This window comes from Erythrobacter tepidarius, from assembly GCF_002155695.1.
Taxonomy (GTDB): domain Bacteria; phylum Pseudomonadota; class Alphaproteobacteria; order Sphingomonadales; family Sphingomonadaceae; genus Erythrobacter; species Erythrobacter tepidarius.
In genome coordinates this window covers 1-15,725 of record NZ_MUYJ01000023.1, presented here as the reverse complement: position 1 = coordinate 15,725, position 15,725 = coordinate 1, and the positions used below count along the sequence as shown (strand labels likewise).

Annotated in this window: 15 protein-coding genes and 1 pseudogene; 10 read left to right on the top strand and 6 right to left on the bottom strand. The window is 62.8% G+C overall.

Translation table 11 applies throughout. The annotated features are described in order from the left end of the window. Together BZF61_RS15320 and BZF61_RS15315 are read left to right on the top strand one after the other, a co-directional pair. Positions 1-1,061 (top strand): IS3 family transposase gene (locus BZF61_RS15320; RefSeq protein WP_143737066.1). Its coding sequence is split into 2 segments (ribosomal slippage), with 1,062 coding nucleotides annotated over them: positions 1-142 and positions 142-1,061; the frame shifts between segments, so codons are not numbered across the junction. This gene is flagged as partial in the annotation. Between the two features lie 30 nt (positions 1,062-1,091). Next, positions 1,092-1,361 (top strand): annotated as a pseudogene (locus BZF61_RS15315) (integrase core domain-containing protein); the annotation flags it as partial. A gap of 93 nt (positions 1,362-1,454) precedes the next feature. On the opposite strand, the gene BZF61_RS15310 reads toward BZF61_RS15315, so the two are convergent. Continuing rightward, positions 1,455-2,666 (bottom strand): SEL1-like repeat protein, encoded by a 1,212-nt coding sequence (locus BZF61_RS15310; protein ID WP_086620169.1) that lies wholly within the window; start codon positions 2,664-2,666, stop codon positions 1,455-1,457. 151 nt (positions 2,667-2,817) lie between these two features. Between BZF61_RS15310 and BZF61_RS15305 the strand changes: the two genes are divergently transcribed. Further along, on the top strand, positions 2,818-3,288 hold the full coding sequence (locus BZF61_RS15305; protein ID WP_086620168.1) for a hypothetical protein: 471 nt from the start codon (positions 2,818-2,820) through the stop codon (positions 3,286-3,288). 299 nt (positions 3,289-3,587) lie between these two features. On the opposite strand, the gene BZF61_RS15300 is transcribed toward BZF61_RS15305, so the two are convergent. The 3 genes from BZF61_RS15300 to BZF61_RS15690 all read right to left on the bottom strand — a co-directional run bounded on the left by BZF61_RS15300 (position 3,588) and on the right by BZF61_RS15690 (position 6,222). Continuing rightward, a complete protein-coding gene (locus tag BZF61_RS15300) occupies positions 3,588-4,562 on the bottom strand; it encodes a hypothetical protein (RefSeq protein WP_086620167.1) in 975 nt (324 codons plus the stop codon). A 98-nt stretch (positions 4,563-4,660) separates the two neighbouring features. Further along, positions 4,661-5,803, bottom strand: a complete 1,143-nt coding sequence (locus BZF61_RS15295) for a hypothetical protein (protein WP_086620166.1) — start codon at positions 5,801-5,803, stop codon at positions 4,661-4,663. A gap of 35 nt (positions 5,804-5,838) precedes the next feature. Further along, positions 5,839-6,222, bottom strand: a complete 384-nt coding sequence (locus tag BZF61_RS15690; RefSeq protein ID WP_143737119.1) for a hypothetical protein — start codon at positions 6,220-6,222, stop codon at positions 5,839-5,841. A gap of 508 nt (positions 6,223-6,730) precedes the next feature. Here BZF61_RS15690 and BZF61_RS15290 point away from each other — a divergent pair. The 4 genes from BZF61_RS15290 to BZF61_RS15275 all read left to right on the top strand — a co-directional run bounded on the left by BZF61_RS15290 (position 6,731) and on the right by BZF61_RS15275 (position 10,426). Next, positions 6,731-7,696 (top strand): alpha/beta hydrolase, encoded by a 966-nt coding sequence (locus BZF61_RS15290; RefSeq protein WP_158094113.1) that lies wholly within the window; start codon positions 6,731-6,733, stop codon positions 7,694-7,696. A gap of 188 nt (positions 7,697-7,884) precedes the next feature. Then, positions 7,885-8,616 (top strand): retropepsin-like aspartic protease, encoded by a 732-nt coding sequence (locus tag BZF61_RS15285; protein WP_086620164.1) that lies wholly within the window; start codon positions 7,885-7,887, stop codon positions 8,614-8,616. Between the two features lie 69 nt (positions 8,617-8,685). Beyond that, positions 8,686-9,636: an alpha/beta fold hydrolase gene (locus BZF61_RS15280; RefSeq protein WP_158094112.1), complete on the top strand. Its 951-nt coding sequence runs from the start codon at positions 8,686-8,688 to the stop codon at positions 9,634-9,636. A gap of 31 nt (positions 9,637-9,667) precedes the next feature. Then, positions 9,668-10,426 carry a hypothetical protein gene (locus BZF61_RS15275; RefSeq protein WP_143737113.1) on the top strand — a complete coding sequence of 253 codons (759 nt, stop codon included), beginning with the start codon at positions 9,668-9,670 and terminating at the stop codon, positions 10,424-10,426. Positions 10,427-10,707: 281 nt separating this feature from the next. Here the strand turns inward: BZF61_RS15275 and BZF61_RS15270 are convergent, their stop codons facing one another. Continuing rightward, complete coding sequence (locus BZF61_RS15270; RefSeq protein ID WP_086620161.1) at positions 10,708-11,223, bottom strand: DUF3617 domain-containing protein; 516 nt, start codon at positions 11,221-11,223, stop codon at positions 10,708-10,710. Between the two features lie 221 nt (positions 11,224-11,444). Here BZF61_RS15270 and BZF61_RS15265 point away from each other — a divergent pair, with 221 nt between their 5' ends. Together BZF61_RS15265 and BZF61_RS15260 are read left to right on the top strand one after the other, a co-directional pair. Further along, complete coding sequence (locus tag BZF61_RS15265; protein ID WP_086620160.1) at positions 11,445-12,170, top strand: response regulator; 726 nt, start codon at positions 11,445-11,447, stop codon at positions 12,168-12,170. Further along, the gene (locus BZF61_RS15260) at positions 12,167-14,008 is read left to right on the top strand and encodes a sensor histidine kinase (RefSeq protein WP_143737111.1); all 1,842 of its coding nucleotides are present in this window, start codon (positions 12,167-12,169) and stop codon (positions 14,006-14,008) included. The genes BZF61_RS15265 and BZF61_RS15260 overlap by 4 nt, the downstream gene beginning before the upstream one ends. A gap of 60 nt (positions 14,009-14,068) precedes the next feature. On the opposite strand, the gene BZF61_RS15255 is transcribed toward BZF61_RS15260, so the two are convergent. Then, a complete protein-coding gene (locus BZF61_RS15255) occupies positions 14,069-14,848 on the bottom strand; it encodes a hypothetical protein (protein ID WP_086620158.1) in 780 nt (259 codons plus the stop codon). Positions 14,849-14,973: 125 nt separating this feature from the next. On the opposite strand from BZF61_RS15255, the gene BZF61_RS15250 reads away from it, so the two are divergent. Next, the coding region (locus tag BZF61_RS15250; protein WP_086616887.1) for an IS5 family transposase at positions 14,974-15,725 on the top strand (752 nt) is incomplete at its 3' end.

Sequence of the window (15,725 nt, the reverse complement as noted above, 5' to 3'; positions counted from 1 at the left end):
ATCTACAACTGGAAGGCCAAGTATGGCGGGCTGGAGGTATCCGAGGCCCGGCGGCTGCGGGAACTTGAGAGCGAGAACGCGAAGCTCAAGCGGCTGCTGGCCGACACGATGCTGGACAACGTGGCGCTGAAGGATTTGCTCTCAAAAAAGTGGTGACGCCCGCCGCTAAGCGGGAAGCGGTCGCTCATCTCCAGGCGTGTCATGGGATGAGCGAGCGGCGGGCGTGCCGTGTCATCGATGCTGATCGCAAGAGCGTGCGCTACCGTTCCACACGGGACGATGATGCCGATCTGCGCGAGAAGCTGCGTGGGCTGGCCAACCAGCGCCGCCGGTTCGGCTATCGCCGTTTACATATCCTGCTGCGTCGGGAGGGCGTGACGATCAACCGGAAGAAGACCCAGCGGCTTTACAAGGAGGAAGGTCTGGCGGTGAGGCGACGACGCAGCCGCAAGCGTGCTGTCGGCACCAGAGCACCTGCTCCGGTGCTGGCGCTGCCGAACCAGCGCTGGAGCCTGGACTTTGTTCATGACCAGATAGCTTCTGGCAGGCGGTTCCGCGTGCTCAACGTTGTCGATGATGTGACCAGAGAGTGCCTGGCAGCGGTGCCGGACACCTCGATCTCCGGGCACCGTGTCGTGCGCGAGCTGACCCAGCTGATCGCCCAGCGCGGCAAGCCGGGCATGATCGTCAGCGACAATGGCACCGAGCTTACCAGCAATGCCGTGCTCGCATGGTGCGGCGAGATCGGCATGGAGTGGCATTACATCGCTCCGGGCAAGCCGATGCAGAATGGCTACGTCGAGAGCTTCAACGGCCGCATGCGCGACGAGCTGCTGAACGAGACCCTGTTCATGAGCCTTGCCCATGCCCGGGTCGAGATCGCTGCCTGGGTCGAGGACTACAACCGCGAGAGACCGCACTCGTCCCTTGGCTACGCAACACCGGCGGCGTTCGCCGCCGAACTGAATAAGCAATGGACTGCTTCGCTACGCCCTACGGGCTCCGCTACGCAGCCCATTGCTTCAACCGCGCTGATGCGCAAAACAACCGCCCGGCTCTAATCCCAGCTGGGGGAAAGCTGGGGGTCACATCACAGGACAACCAAGCCCAAGTATCCATGGACCAATGGCCAGGTCGAGCGGATGAACCGGACAATCAAGGACGCAACCGTCAAGCGCTTCTACTACGAAATCCACGATCAGCTGCGCGACCATCTCGCCAACTTCGTGGCAGCCTACAACTTCGCTAAGCGGCTCAGAACCCTCAAGGGCCTCACGCCCTATGAATACATCTGCAAATGCTGGACAAAAGAGCCACAGCGCTTCACATCAAATCCGCACCATCAAACTCCGGAACTAAACACCCAGAGGCGCCACAGAGACTTTGCCGCCCCTGCGCTGGCCGGATCGGCGTCATTTCGGCTTTGCAATCGGCTGGCTGAACCAGGCGCGAGGTCAACGGGATCCTGCGGTTTTCGATTCAAGCGCATTAAGCCTTGCCTGTGCATCCGGGTGGCCGGAAATCACAGCCCGGCGATAAAAGCGCAAAGCCTCGTCGCGGTTCAGCGGCACACCATCGCCTTGTTCGTACATTCTGCCGAGATTGAACGCCGCTTGCCCGTCAGCCCGCTTCTCGACAGCCAGACGCCAGAGACGGACCGCTTCTGCCTTGTCCTGTGGGACGATCTCGCCCTTGTAGTAGACGTCGCCCAGGACGAGCAATTGATGGGTGTCTATACGCTCGGCACGGCGCACGTACCAGCGCATCGCCTCCGCCTTGTCCTGCGGCACACCTATTCCGGCAAAATAGGCGTTTGCAACGGCCAGGATGGCCTCGGGGTGGTCTTGATCGGCGGCCCGACGAAACCATCGCAGCGCTTCCGATGGATCGCGGGCCACGCCATTTCCGTCAAAATAGAGGCTCGCTAGGTCGAACTGAGCGCCGGTTAGGCCCTGATCCGCTGCGAGCCGCAGCAGACGAACGGCTTCGGCCTTGTCCTGTGCAACGCCTGTGCCCGTGAAGTATTGGCTCGCCAATGCCCGCTGGGCTTCAGGCAATCCTTTGTCAGCTGCCAGCCGGAACAGACGCACAGCCTCGACGCTGTCTTTCGCAACTGTCCAGCCATTCAAGTGATGGAGACCCAGTCTGAATTGCGCCCCGGGATTGCCCTTATCTGCGGCCAATCGGTACCAGTGAACCGCTTCCTTCCCATTCTGTTCAGCGGTCCATTTCTCGTCCCCGCCAAACTCAAAGTGGGTGCCCATGACGTACTGGGCATCGGCGAACCCTTGCTCGGCAGAGCGACGATATAGTCGGAGAGCCTCCTGATTGTCACGCTCCACCCCCAGACCGTTACTGTAAAAGTAACCCAGAATAAGCTGTCCTGCAGGATGGCCTTGCGCCGCCGCGAGTCGAGCCCAGCGCAGGGCTTCATCGGAGTTTTCGGAGACCCCGCGGTCGCCATTGAGATAGCGGGACGCGAGCTCGGCTTGCGCATCGGCCTCGGCCCTTTCAGCGCGCTGTCGAAGCTCGTCGAGCGTGATGCGGGACAGATCCTCGATTTGGTAACTATTCGGGGCGGCCGGCTCGCTTGCCCGCAGCGAGGGCGAGGTGATTGCTGCGAACACCAGGGAAATCGCAGCCAAAAACACATTCCATTTCGACATAATATACAACTTACCGAAGTTTTCCTGTGAATGACAGGGTTGCTTAAGCGGATCGGCATGTCAATCGATGGCGTGAATCAAGAAAACTGCTGTTGCGTGCTGGGCAAATGTTTTCCATGAAATGTCCAAGGAAGTAATAAAGGGACGATGTATGGCGGACGAGTCAGTTATGGCAAATCGGAGGGATCGTCCCAGTGCCCTCCGACTCATTCTGGCGACCATCGCCAGCGGCGCGGGGGGAAGCCTGCTTCTTGCATTCGTGTTCGTCACCCTCAAGATCGTCTCTGATGGGGGCGGGATCAGAGATTTCCTCGTCGGCATGATGCTGTACGGGGCAATTGCCCTAGCATTCGCCCTTCCGGCTGCCGGGCTGCTCGGGTTGCCATTGTATCTTTTGCTGCATCGCTTGGAAAAACTGCGACGCAGATCGATGCTGATAGGCGGGGGGGTGATTGCAAGTGTGCCCTTTGTCGTCCTTACTGTCCCGCGGACCACCGCATCACCGATCATCGACGAGGATCCGTTCGGCGTTGTGATGCTGTCTGCGATTCTGTTCATCGCCGGCGTTTTTGCCGCCGCTTTGTTCTGGAAGCTCGCGGGGCTGCGTAGTCAGGGTGAGTAAACGCAAAGCCATAACCAGACCGCTCGCCCGCAACCTCACTATGGCCGCTTATGTGGGGGTAATCGTTTCAGCCTTGACTGCTTGGCGTGGCCTGGTCGACCTCGGCATGTTCACGGTCATGGCGGTTGCCTTCCTGAGCAGCGTTATCGCCTTGCGGCAGTTCGCCAGATGCCGACGATGCGGCAAATCGTTGCTGGTCAAAGTCAAGCCAGCACCCTCGCGGCCGCGTTCTAAGGAAACTCCTCCCAAAGAAACGCCGCTGTGGTGGCCCGAGCGTATATGCTCGGGCTGCGGTCGGATCAATTAGGCTCCTGCTTTTTCTCGAGACCTGTATCGATCACGCGCCACGTGTCCCAATCGATCGGCTGGTCGGGCTGTTTTTCGACTTCGCTGATAAGTGGCTCGCCTCCTGCCGAGGGGGTTTCGCCAACTTCGCGCAATGTTGCTTCAGCGCATAGTCGACCCCAGCTTCCCTGGTAGGTTGCTGCTCCGTTGTCGCAGGACAGTTTTCGCACCTGACGGTAAAGGGATCGAAGCTCGGTTGCATCGGTCGGCAAAGCGGCAGCATACCGCATCAGATAGCTCGCCTGGTGCAAAGCTGCTGGAGGCAGGCCCGGCTTGTCAGGACAGGCCGCGGCAGACCGCTCCGCCCACGTCGCGGCTGCCTTGTAAGCCTCTGCAATCAGCCGGCTGTCGTCGACCTTTTCGGCAAAGGCTGCTTCGCTCATGCGGTAGCGGTCGGCAGCATCGCAAAAGTTGCGGACCTGCTGCGGAGCGGCTGTTTGCGGGCGCGAGTTCCAGAACTCGTCGCCGACATTGCGCATATAGGTCAGCACCTGCCTCGCCTGGTCGGAGCTACCATTCGCCAGCAAGGCGAGCGATAGCTGGGTGAAGAGACCACTCGTATGCACCATGATCACCCCGTCGCCTTTTTGCTTCATCCATGCCTGCAGAACGTCGAAGGCGCGACCTGCGATCGCCACGGACAACTGCGCGCTGCCGCGCTCCAGTTCCTTACTGGACCATCGGCGTGCCATCTGCGCAAATTCGACCATCAGGAAAAATTCGCCTTTCGCGTCTCTTTCCCTTTGCGCGCCTTGCTGCAGCTTCAGGTAAAGATTGTAGATCGGCTCGCACGTCGCTTGATCAGCCTTCGCGTAGCATTCCTGGATCGGTGCCCGGTTGCTCTGATAGGCTTGCTGCCAACCGGTCCCGCCAGCCGGCGAGGGTTGGGCTGAAAGCGCAACAGCTGCGAGTGCGGCAAATTCAAGCATCAAGGGTTCCTTTTTTTGCCATGCTACCAGTCGCATCGACCAGCGAGTACCAGGCACCCCAATGGGCGACAGGATCGATGATACCCGCGGGTCGAGGTTCAGGGCTCCGATCCGCAGAACTGAAGGTTCCAAAGCGCGCCCTGCAATTGCAAGGCCAAGGTGGTTGACGGGGCGATCCAAGCCGAAGGCTCTGGCTCACCGGTCAGTGTGACGACGCCATCGGGTATCCACGATGCGTACGATTTGACGCCGAGCCAATTGACTACGACCTCTCTGGCTTCGCCGTTCGTTTGCGTGACGACAAGTGTGGCAGCGCATGGCGGTTGATGACGGATCGCAACAATTGTGCCCTCCCCCTTTGCGTCCCAGTAACCTACCCCTGGTAGCCGGTCGGTGAGGAACTGGCGCAGGCTTTCAGGGCCGGCGCTTTCCGAACCGTTGTAAAGATCCGCGCGGCCGCGAACCACGGGGGCAGAGGGAAGCGACAAACCGTCCATGGTGCGCGCGATCAGGCCGACCGGGCCGATGATAAGGCATGAACGGCTGTAGCGGCGGGTCTGGCCGTTCTGGATAACCTCGAGATGATACCAGGCGGAGTCGGGGATGCACGGCCCCGAACCACCCCCGCGAAGCGGGGTCTCGGGAGGCATGACGGGCGGTTCGAGCCTGATGCAGCTCTCCTGCAAAAGTGCCTTTTCCAGCAATTCCGCCTGATCGTCCTCCAGCTCGCCGGAGGAAAGCCGAAGATTTCCGGGGGCGGGGAGATAGCCTTCGATTTGCGGTTTGGGATCAGGATCGGGCCACAGTGGCGCAAGCGGCCGTTCCGGATGCTCGGCCCTTCCGCCGCTCACTTCCTCCGCGCGGCGCGCACGCCATTGGCCTTGCAGGTCGCGCCACGCCACCACACTTTCCAATCCAGCGGGGCCACTTGCCCCCATACCGCCACCGATGAGAGCTCTGATAACAACGGGCGCCTCGAAAGCCGCCGCCGGAAACCCGGACTGCATGCGGGCGTGAACCACGCCGAGATCGTCAACGCTCTGGTTACCGCGAATCTTGCGCAAGGCGACCTGCAAAAGGTTGTCGCAAAGCTGCCGCGGGTTCATTCCCGGATCGACTTGGCGCAGGTCGCGCGCGCTGGCCATCGTGGGCGCAAGACAGGAGAAACCGAGGACCGAGCCGAGCAGCAATCCCAGCGACCTTCGCATTTGCCTCGCCTTTCGTTCGAAACCGACGCTCATTGGGCAGCGTATAAAATACCTCACGCACTGCCAAGTCACCGAAACCGGCAATGACCAGCTTCCGGATCCGGGCTATCCGCCGGAATCCACAAAGCCTTGAAGGAGGACTTCCGCCACTTGACCGGCTTCATGTCCGACGGGACAATACTATGCACACTGTGGATCAGGTATCTCACCCGTGGAGCCGGCTGCCGATGGCGAAATCGAAAAAGCTCCAGCCAGCAGACATTTTGGCAATCGACGAAGAAGCTGATCGCTCGGGTCTGGTTACGGACGGGAGGCTCTTCCCAACCGGATTTCCGGTATTCCAGCGCATGCGGTTCAATCTCCTCGGCCGCGATGACCAGGTGTTGAGAAAAGGCAATCGAGCAGGTCTTGCCGGTAGAGTCTTCCTCTCGCCTGCCGGTATTATAAGACAATCAGTGATTAGAGGGTCATCGCCCAGTTCTCATCTTCATCCTTCCCGGCGCGCCACGGCCTCTAAATACGGGAAATCTGGCATTTCCGAGGAAGCCGTCCCCGAACAAAAGAGAGAACTTTGACTATTTTGGGGCCGGTTGCCGAATAGCGGATTTCGGGTGCCAGAAGCTGAGGGCAGTCCCCCGATTATCCGCTCACCAATGGCAGGTCCCGACCCAGACGCGGCCGTTTACCTTCACCGCACTGAAGGTCTGTTTCCGCCGGAAGACGCCATGCCGTTCTCGTTATTGCGCCAGACCATGCTCATTGCCGAGGTTGGGCGCTTGCTGAACGGTTACGCCCGTCGTCCCAGCATCTTCGTGTTGCAACATGGAGTATGCCGTATTAATACGGCAATACACATTAGTTTCATCGAGGAGCCACTGTGTGTATTCGCGCATCTTCACCTTGTTTTGCTTCGTCTTCGCTCTCTCGGTCCCAAGCCCTGGATTTGCACGCGATGAAGCGGTGACCGTTGAGGCCGGGAGCGCGCAACTTGCCGGCACGCTCTCCTTCCCCGAGGATCGACCGCGCGCGGCTGTGGTGCTGGTGCAGGGCGCCGGACCCCACGCCCGCGATCAGGTGATTTCCGGTGCGCCGATGTTCAAGCTTCTCGCCGATGGTCTTGCGGCGCAGGGCATCACCAGCGTGCGTGTCGACAATGCCGGAGTCGGCGCGTCAACCGGCGAGCGCGTCCAGCACTTCAGGCAGCGCATCCCGCAAATCCGGGCGGTTCTCGACATGCTCGCCGCGCGCCCGGAACTTGCCGTCGTGCCAATCGGCATTGTCGCTCATAGTGAAGGGACGTTGGTCGCAACCGAAGTCTGGGGCGAGCGTGAGGGCGTCATCGACTTTGTCGTCCTGCTGGGCGCACCGGGGCGGCAGGGGCGCACCGTCTGGATCGACCAGCAAGCCAACCCCTCACGCTTCCCGGGCAGCGACGAGGCCAGGCTGACCGCGATCTGCTCGACCTTTGCCGAGATCGCCGATGCCGCGATTGCCGGCGACCGTGACGCCATCGGGCAGGGTGCGGATTGCCTGTTCGCAATGGTCGGCCTCAGCGCGCAGGAGATCGCCGAGGTTCGCGGCGGCTTCGTCGAGCGCATGGCGAGCCCGGAAATGCAAGTCTTTCTTGCCCATGATCCTGCCCCCGCCTTTGCCAGGGTAACCGATCCGGTGCTGGCTGTGTGGGGCACGCATGATGACCTGACCGAACCGTCGCTCAATGCGCCGATCTTCCTTGCCAAGCGGCATGACGCGGGCGCCCTGACGCTCGCCGTCCTCCCCGCGAGGATTATTTCTTCCTCCGCGGCGAGGGACTTGCACCCCGGAGAGCACGTCGTAGGGAAGATGGAACTGAGCAGCGCTCTGGTCGACCTGATCGCAGCGTGGATCAAGACCGGCGGCCTTTCTCGGGGGTCTACCCCGCGATAGGCGCGGCACAGTGCCAGCGATGCGCAGTTTGTCCCGCCATGTTGCGCGTCGGTCGAGACAGCGTATGATTTGCGTAAGACACCGGAGATGAACGCGGCATGCCTCGTGGTCTCATCGCAGTCTTCGCCGCGCTTCTCGCACTTCCCCTGCAAGCCGAGCCCCTCGTGGTCGAGGGCGACCGGTAGTTTCTGTCTGTCGAGGTCGGCGGTGAGCCTGTTCGCGCCCTGGTCGACAGCGGAGCCGAGGTGACGGTTTTCGACACCGCAACGGCCCGGAAGCTGCGTCTCGGGCGCGGCACCACAGTGGAGGCGCGGGGCACCGGCGCGGCGGCTACCCGCGCCGAGCTCGTCAAGGATGTGAGCGTTATGGCGCTCGGGCGCGACCTGCTGATCCCGACCGCTGCCGTCATGGATCTTTCGGACGTCGGCGCGCGCCTGTTGAACGCACCGCTTCCCATGGTTCTGGGGCGCGAATTGTTCGATGGCGGCCGGGTGCTCGTGGATATCGAAGGCGGGCGGATAGAGTGGCTGGCCAGCGATGCAGTGCCGGAGAGTGTCATGCTCGATCTGACAGCCGCGCACGGCATCGAGACCATCCCGGTCGGTTTCGGAACCGCCGGGACGCAGGCGGCCGATTTCGATCTCGGCAACGGCTCGGGCCTGCTGATTTCTGCAGGCCTCGCTTCCGAGCTTGCGCTGACGCCGGTGGCCACCGAGCTTGGGGGCGGGATCGGCGGGGCGGTGGCGCGTCCGGTCGTCATTGTCCCGGAACTAACGATTGCAGGCAAAACCTTCCGCAATGTCCGGGCGCAGGTCAGCGCCGACGCCTGTATTTCGGCAAACATCGGCGTCGATTTGCTGCGCGAATTCACGATCGTGACCGATTTTCCGGGGCGGCGCGTCTGGCTTCGTCCGCGCTGAGCGCGGGGCGTTGCGCTGCGATCCGTCTCACTTCCCGATCGACCACAATAGGTGCGAATGCAACATTGGGTGAGCCCGTTTCTGCTGGTGGTGGCCGCGCTGTCGGCGTCGTCAGCGGCTGCACATGAGGCCTCGCCGCCGCGCGAGGGGCGGTTCGACAATGGGCCGGGGCCGGTGTCGCAATGGTTCCGCATTGCAGGCGAGCCGTCCGCCACGCCCATCATTTTCCTGCATGGCGGTCCGGGGCAGGGGAGCCAGACATTCCAGGCCTCCGTCGGCCCTGCGATCGAGCAATTCGCAACCGTGGTCTATTACGACCAGCGCGGTTCGGGGCGTTCGCAGCGTCCGTCCGATCCCGATCTCTATTCCATCCCGATCCTCTTGTTGGACATTGATGTGCTGCGCAATCATCTCGGGGCCGATCGCGTGATCCTGCTCGGGCATAGCTTCGGCAGCATTCTGGCGCTTGAATATGCCGCCACGCATCCTGACCGCGTGGCGGGCCTCATCCTCACCGGCGCGGTGCCGGACATGCCCGCCACGATGAAGGCGCTATGCGACCGGCTGCGCCGCGAAGATCCGCCCGCCCATGCCCGGACGGTGGCAGCTGCGGGCGGCGAGGGGTGCCAGCCATTTGCCGCCTATGACGATGCCCGCCGGAAGGAGTGGATTGAGGAGGCGATGTTTCCCGACCCCGCGACAGCACGGCAGGTGGAAGAATGGGACAATGCCCAAGGGCTCGGAAACACCGGCGAAATGGGCAATGCACTGTTTGGCAAGGGCCTGCTCGAATACCGCTTCAACCGGCCTGATCGCCTGACCATGCCGGTGCTCTTCATCGACGGCGCGCTTGACCATCAGACGACCGAAGACCCGCAGCGGCAGCTTGCCGCACAAGTGGCGAACGGCGCTTTCCTGTCCTACCCGCGCGCCGGCCATTTCCCCTTCGTTGATGAGCCGGCCCGCTTCGCCCGCGATGTGCGATTGTTCATGGAACAGATCGGAGCAGGTGATGAATAGGCCATCCCTGCTCGCCCTGAAATGGCTGGTCGTGCTGGCCTTGCTGTCCGGCTGCATGACCGCCCGTGGCCGGGCCGACGAAGCTGGAGCCTCGCCGGTCGAGGTCATGGTGATCGCCACCTTGCACTCGGCCCATGCGGGCAATCCGCGCTATTCCTACGAGGATCTCTACGCCATTATCCGGGCGTTTCGCCCCGATGCAGTGGGCGTGGAGATCCGTGCCGAGGACATGCAGCGCGGCACAGACTATCTCGCTGCCAATTATCCGCTCGAAATGCGCGAACTGGCGCGGGAATATGGCGCAAGAGCGTTCGGGATAGACTGGCTGGGCCATGACCTCGAAGGCCGGGCGATCCCGGCCGGCTATTGGCGCGACCATAGCGAGATAAGGCGCTTGCAGCGCGAGCTGGACGGGCGGACCGATATTTCGTCGGCACAGGTCGATGCCGGTCGCGAGCGCCAGCAGCAGATCATCCGCACGGCAACCGCGGCATCGCTCAATGACGGGCGCTACGATGCTGCGACGCGGGACTATTACCGCGCGCTGTCGGCGATGCTCGCCGACACCCCCTTTTCGCCCCTGGTCACGTTTTACGCAGAACGCGACCGGCAGATCGCCAGCAACGCGGCGCAGCTGATCAGGGATCGGTTGAACCGAAAGTCGCCGGGAGCCCGGGTGGTATTTGTTGTCGGTGCGGATCACCGGGCATTTCTGCTCGATGCACTGTCCGGTGAGTTCCGGGACAAGATCAGACTGGTTCCGGTCAGTCAGATTGGCAAGACGCCATGACCTGACTTGCTGCCCGACCTCCTCAAGGCGTGGGGCTCGGCCAAATCTGGGCCGCATGAAGCAGTTTGCCCGGCTCGCTGGGCTTCGCCACTGTCGTCTGCCAGAACGGAGCGGCCCGATGGCAAGTCGAGCTTGTCCGCCCCCCGTTCCAGCGCCTTTTGCTGGAAGGCCACCGCTGTGTTCGCCAATGTCATGCGGCGACTTTCGCCCCAGGGCCGGTCGTTCACCGTGGCGAGGTTGACCGTCGGCTTCGCACATAAGCGGTTATTCCGGTTTTCAGGTCATCCTTCAGGCACCGTGCAACCCTTTTTCGGGGATGTAAGCTTGCCCGAAAGGACTGAACGCATGTGCAGCTGCGTTGCCCCGGTCTGATCGCGGGCGATCGTCTCCGACGTTACTTCGAACGCAGACCCCGTATAGGTTCCGCTTAGCTCGACCCTGGCCTCGCCCGGACCGCCATCGGGTGGGGAACAGACAAGCACAGCCCGCAGGACACCCGCCTCGGCTTGCCAGGTTTCGTAGGTGCACGCACCGTTCAGTGCATGGAAGGCGGCCACGGGAGGCGGCGTTCCAGCATCGGTGGCGATGCACACTGCGCGGGGTTTGGCGTTGGCCGGGTCAGCCGCGATCTTCCGCACCATCGCTTCCGGTAGTCCGGGAATGTCGAGGTGGTCGATCTGCGTCGTGACCTCCCATATTCCCGATCTGAGGGTCTGCGCTTCTGCCCCGGCGACCCTGCCGTCGGCGCGCAAGGCTGGCACGCCGCCAAGGGCTGTCACCACAATGGCCGCAATCATAAGGGGCGGAGTGGAAGTTAAGCGAGCGGGCAAGGGCAACACTCCTGTGAGAGATGGCAAGGCGAAGATCTTGCAGCCCGCATAGGCTTGTCATGCGTCACGGGCCTCGCGCATTCGCGGGATGCCATGCGAGGCATGGGTTGCTATGATCAGGCTTCCACTCTGCGCCCATTGCCCTCCATGGCCCGGTCAGGTGTGACATACGCGGCAGGTATGCAGTGATGAATGACGAAAACGATGTCCGACCGGCGACCAGCTCAACCGCGCCGTGCCGCCTTTTCATTGTCGAGGATGACGCTGCGCTGCGGGCCAGCGTTATTGCCTGCCTCTCGCAGGAGCGGGACATCGTGGTGGCGGGACAAGCCAACTGCCTCGCCGCAGCGCTGGAAGCGTTCGGCGCGGGGGGACAATTCGTGGATGTGATGCTGGTCGATCTCGGCCTTTCCGACGGTTCCGGCCTCGAGCTCATCCGGACGATCCGGGCGCGGGACGAGTCCACCAAGGTACTGGTCTTTACCGTTCTGGGCGATCGCAAGACGATCAATGATGCACTCGCGGTGGGGGCGGACGGGTTCATCCTCAAGGACACTGATCCCGCCGAACTGGCACGCGCGATCCGCGCGGCGCGGGAGGGCGGCGTGCCGATCAGTCCCAAGGCAGCGGCCCAACTGCTGCGTGCCTTTCGCGAGCAGGCGGCGTCAGCGCCGTCCGCGGCATCACGGTCCGCCGGTGTCGAGGATTTCGGCCTCACCAGCCGCGAACGCGAGACGCTCGAGACATTGGCTCGCGGCTTTACCCAGCGGGAGGCGGCGCAGATCCTCGGGGTATCGCCTCACACCATCGTCAGCCACGTCAAGGCGATCTATCAGAAGATGGCGGTCAACAGTCGCTCGGAAGCTGTATTCGAGGCGATCCAGAGCGGGCTTATCAAGATGGACACGCGATGATCGCAGGCGGATTGCCGCAGCCGTTGGCGGGCACTGGTCGCGGCGGCATCATTCGGTTCGCGATCCTTGCGCTTTGCGTGCAGGCGGCGTTCTGGGGCATAGCCCTGTTGCTGCGCCCACCGGTCGCCGACCAGCGGCTGGCGCGCAATGCTGTCACGAACATCAAGCTGGAGCAGCCGGACGGCACACTTGGCGAGGCAGACGGACCCCCACGCTATTACCTCGGCACAGGTCCCGATGCGCGGTTTGCAGCCCAGGTGCGTGTCCTGCAGCCGGATCGCGGGCTCGTGGTCTTCGTGCCGCGTTACAATCGCTGGGCGAGCCTCACCGTAAATGGGCAGACTATGCCGCTATCCGATGCGCCGGCCTGGCGGGGCGGGCGGCTCGGCGCAAAATGGGTGGTGCCGCCGGCGATGCTGCACCGGGGCGACAACGTGCTGGTTGTCGAGGTTCGCCGTGAATGCTGCAAGGCCTTTCTTTCAGGGGTGATCGCTGCGCCCGGAGGGACGATCGACAATGCCATCCGCCAATGGCGTATGCAGGTGATGATCCCTGCCTTCGGGGTGATGGTCCTCGGCCTGTTCGGGACCGGATCCTGCCTGTTGCTCGCGATCGGGCCGGCCTATCGCCGCGAAGCGTTTGCAGCGGCGACGGCCTTCGCCGGGCTTGCCTTGGGAGGATTGTGGCAGATCGACATTTTCACTCCCACCACGGAACCGGTCTTCATAGCTACCGGATGGGCAGCGCTACTGCTGACTTTTTCTGGGCTCGTGGCACTGATCGACCGGTGGTTTCCGGGCGGGCCGCGGTTCGACCGATGGCTGGTCGTGTTCGTCCCCGTCTGGGCGCTGCTGATCCTAGTATCCGCGATGGCGACAGATCCGCCGCCGGTCGCCTTGCGAACGGCGCTTGAGGTGTCGATCGTGCTGTTCGCCAACATCGCGATCATCGCCAGCCTGTGGCGCGGGTTGGCGATCGGCCGAGCGCAGTGGTCGCTCGATGCAGCGGTCGTGCTGCTGGTTCCGACCATCAGCCTAGCCGACGTGGTCGACAGTCTTGACCGGGATCCCCTGACGCTCAGCACCGCGCCGCTTGGCCTGTTCGGTCTCGCGATTCTGCTCCTTCTCGGGATTGTCCGGCGCGGGCGGATGCTGTCGATACGGCTCGAAAATGCGAACTTGCTCCTCGAACAGACGATCAGCTTCAAGCAGGCCGAGATTGAGGCCACGGCGCAATTGCTCCGCCAACGCGAGGCCGAAGCCGCCGTGCAATCTGAACGAGCACGCATCATGCAGGACATGCACGACGGGATGGGCGGGCATCTCCTGTCGGTGCTGACGCAAGCGCGCAACCCGGCCGTCCCGCGCGAAACAATCGAGGCGACGGTCGAACAAGCCATCACCGATCTTCGGCTGATGATCGACAGTCTGGATTCGGTTGGAGACACGCTTGATTTCGCGCTCGGTCAGTTCCGCGAGCGGGCCGAGGCGAAGCTGCGCGCGGCGGGGATGGAACTGGTGTGGCGCAATGATCTACCCGGCGCCTATCTCATCCTGCCGCCGGGGACGATCCTCGCGATTTACCGCATCATGCAGGAGGCAATCAACAATGCCGTCCGCCACTCCGGCGCAGACCGGGTCGAAATTGGGATCAGACTTCGCGAGGATGGCGCAGTGGTGATCGCCATCCTAGACGACGGAAGCACCGATCGGAGCAGCTGGAAAGCGGGCCGGGGGCTCACCAACATGGAGCGCCGAGCGAAGCAGATCGGCGGGCATTTCAGCGTGACTGTGGGCGCCGACGGCACGCGCGCCACGCTGATCCTTCCCACCTCCTAGAGGCCAAACTGCAAGGGAGCAGCGCCAGTGCCTCGGGGCGCAGCTCCCTTGCAAGCGAGTTCAGTCGACGCAGTCCAATGCCGCACCCGCGACTTCCGCCGCAGCGCCCTTTTTGCCCATCAATCCGCCCAGGGCACGGGCAGCCTGCCCCTTCTTGCTCTGCTTGCAGGCGGGTTTGCTTGCGGCATCAGTGGTGTTCGCACTCGCCGTTTGCACAGCGCCGGATGCCCCGCTGTCGGCAGCGGGCACAGCACCGCCGAGGGCCAGCATCAGCGGCGTGGTCGGCTGGCTGCGTTCGGGAACGGGGCGCTCCTTGGTGAATGTGTAGATGATATTGAAATCCTGCATCGTCACCGTTTCGATCTGCTTGGCAGTCAGGCCGGTCTGCCTCGCGGTGCACCACACGCCGAATTCCTCCAGCTCGTCCTCCGCGCACCCACTGGCAGGCCGCGCCCGCGCCACAGGCGCATCCGAAAACTTGGTGTTGCAATGCTTGAGGTCGCCAGACGTGCGATAGCCGGAAGGGCAGAGTTGACGCGGATTGCTCTTCGTCAGCAGCAGGCCAGCCGAAGTCGGTGGCCCGGACGCAGCTGCAGGCGCCGATGAGGCCGAAGCGCTACCAGAACCCCGGCGCGCAGACTTGTCCTCGACGCACCAGTAATTCCCCCAACTCTTGTAGCCGTCCGCGCAGGTGCCGTTGCGCGGGCCATGATAAACTGCAGGCGAACTGCCGGAATTGGCGACGCAGAAGTCCTTGTCGCTCGACCAGCCCGGAGGGCAATTCTTGGCCTGACGATCGATCCGGTTGCGCACACCTTGCGCTTCGACCGGCTCCGGCACGATTGCCAGAACGGCAAGACCAGTAGCGGCGACAACGCCGGCTACGCCAATTGGACACCTCGAAAAACCCTCGCCTTTGATGCGCTGATCTGATTCACTCTGCGCTGCGATGAGCGGAGGCGATGATGGTTGGTCAGCCGGGTTTCTTTGATTTGTCGGATCGGTATGCGGCGTTGAGCGCGGCGGGCGATCCGCTGGAGCGGTTGGCGGGGGTGGTGGATTTTGAAGTGTTCCGCGGGCCGCTGATCGTGGCGCTGAGGCGGAGCGATCGTGGCAAAGGCGGCCGGCCGCCGTTCGATCCGGTGATGATGTTCAAGATCCTGGTGCTGCAGGCGCTCTACTCGCTCTCGGACGAGGCGGCAGAGTTCCAGATCAAGGACCGGCTCTCGTTCCAGCGGTTCCTGGGGTTAGGGCTCGATGGCAAGGTGCCTGATGCCACCACGGTGTGGCTGTTTCGTGAGCAGCTTGTGAAGGCCAAGGCGATCGACAAGCTCTTTGCGCGCTTCGATGCCGTGCTGACCGATCGCGGCTATCTGGCGATGGGCGGGCAGATCATCGATGCGACCGTGGTGCCGGCGCCCAGGCAGCGCAATAGCGATGAGGAAAAGGCCGCGATAAAGGAGGGCAAGATCCCGGAGCGCTGGAAGGAGAAGCCCGCCAGGATCCGCCAGAAGGACCGCGATGCGCGCTGGACGGTCAAATACTCCAAGGCGAAGGTGAAGGAGGGTGCTGATCCTGCGGCGTTCAAGCCGGTCGATCTTGCCATCCCGATGTTCGGCTACAAGAACCACATCGGCATCGACCGGGCGCATGGGCTGATCAGGACCTGGGATGCCAGCGCGGCCAACGCCCATGACGGGGCGCGGCTGCCAGACCT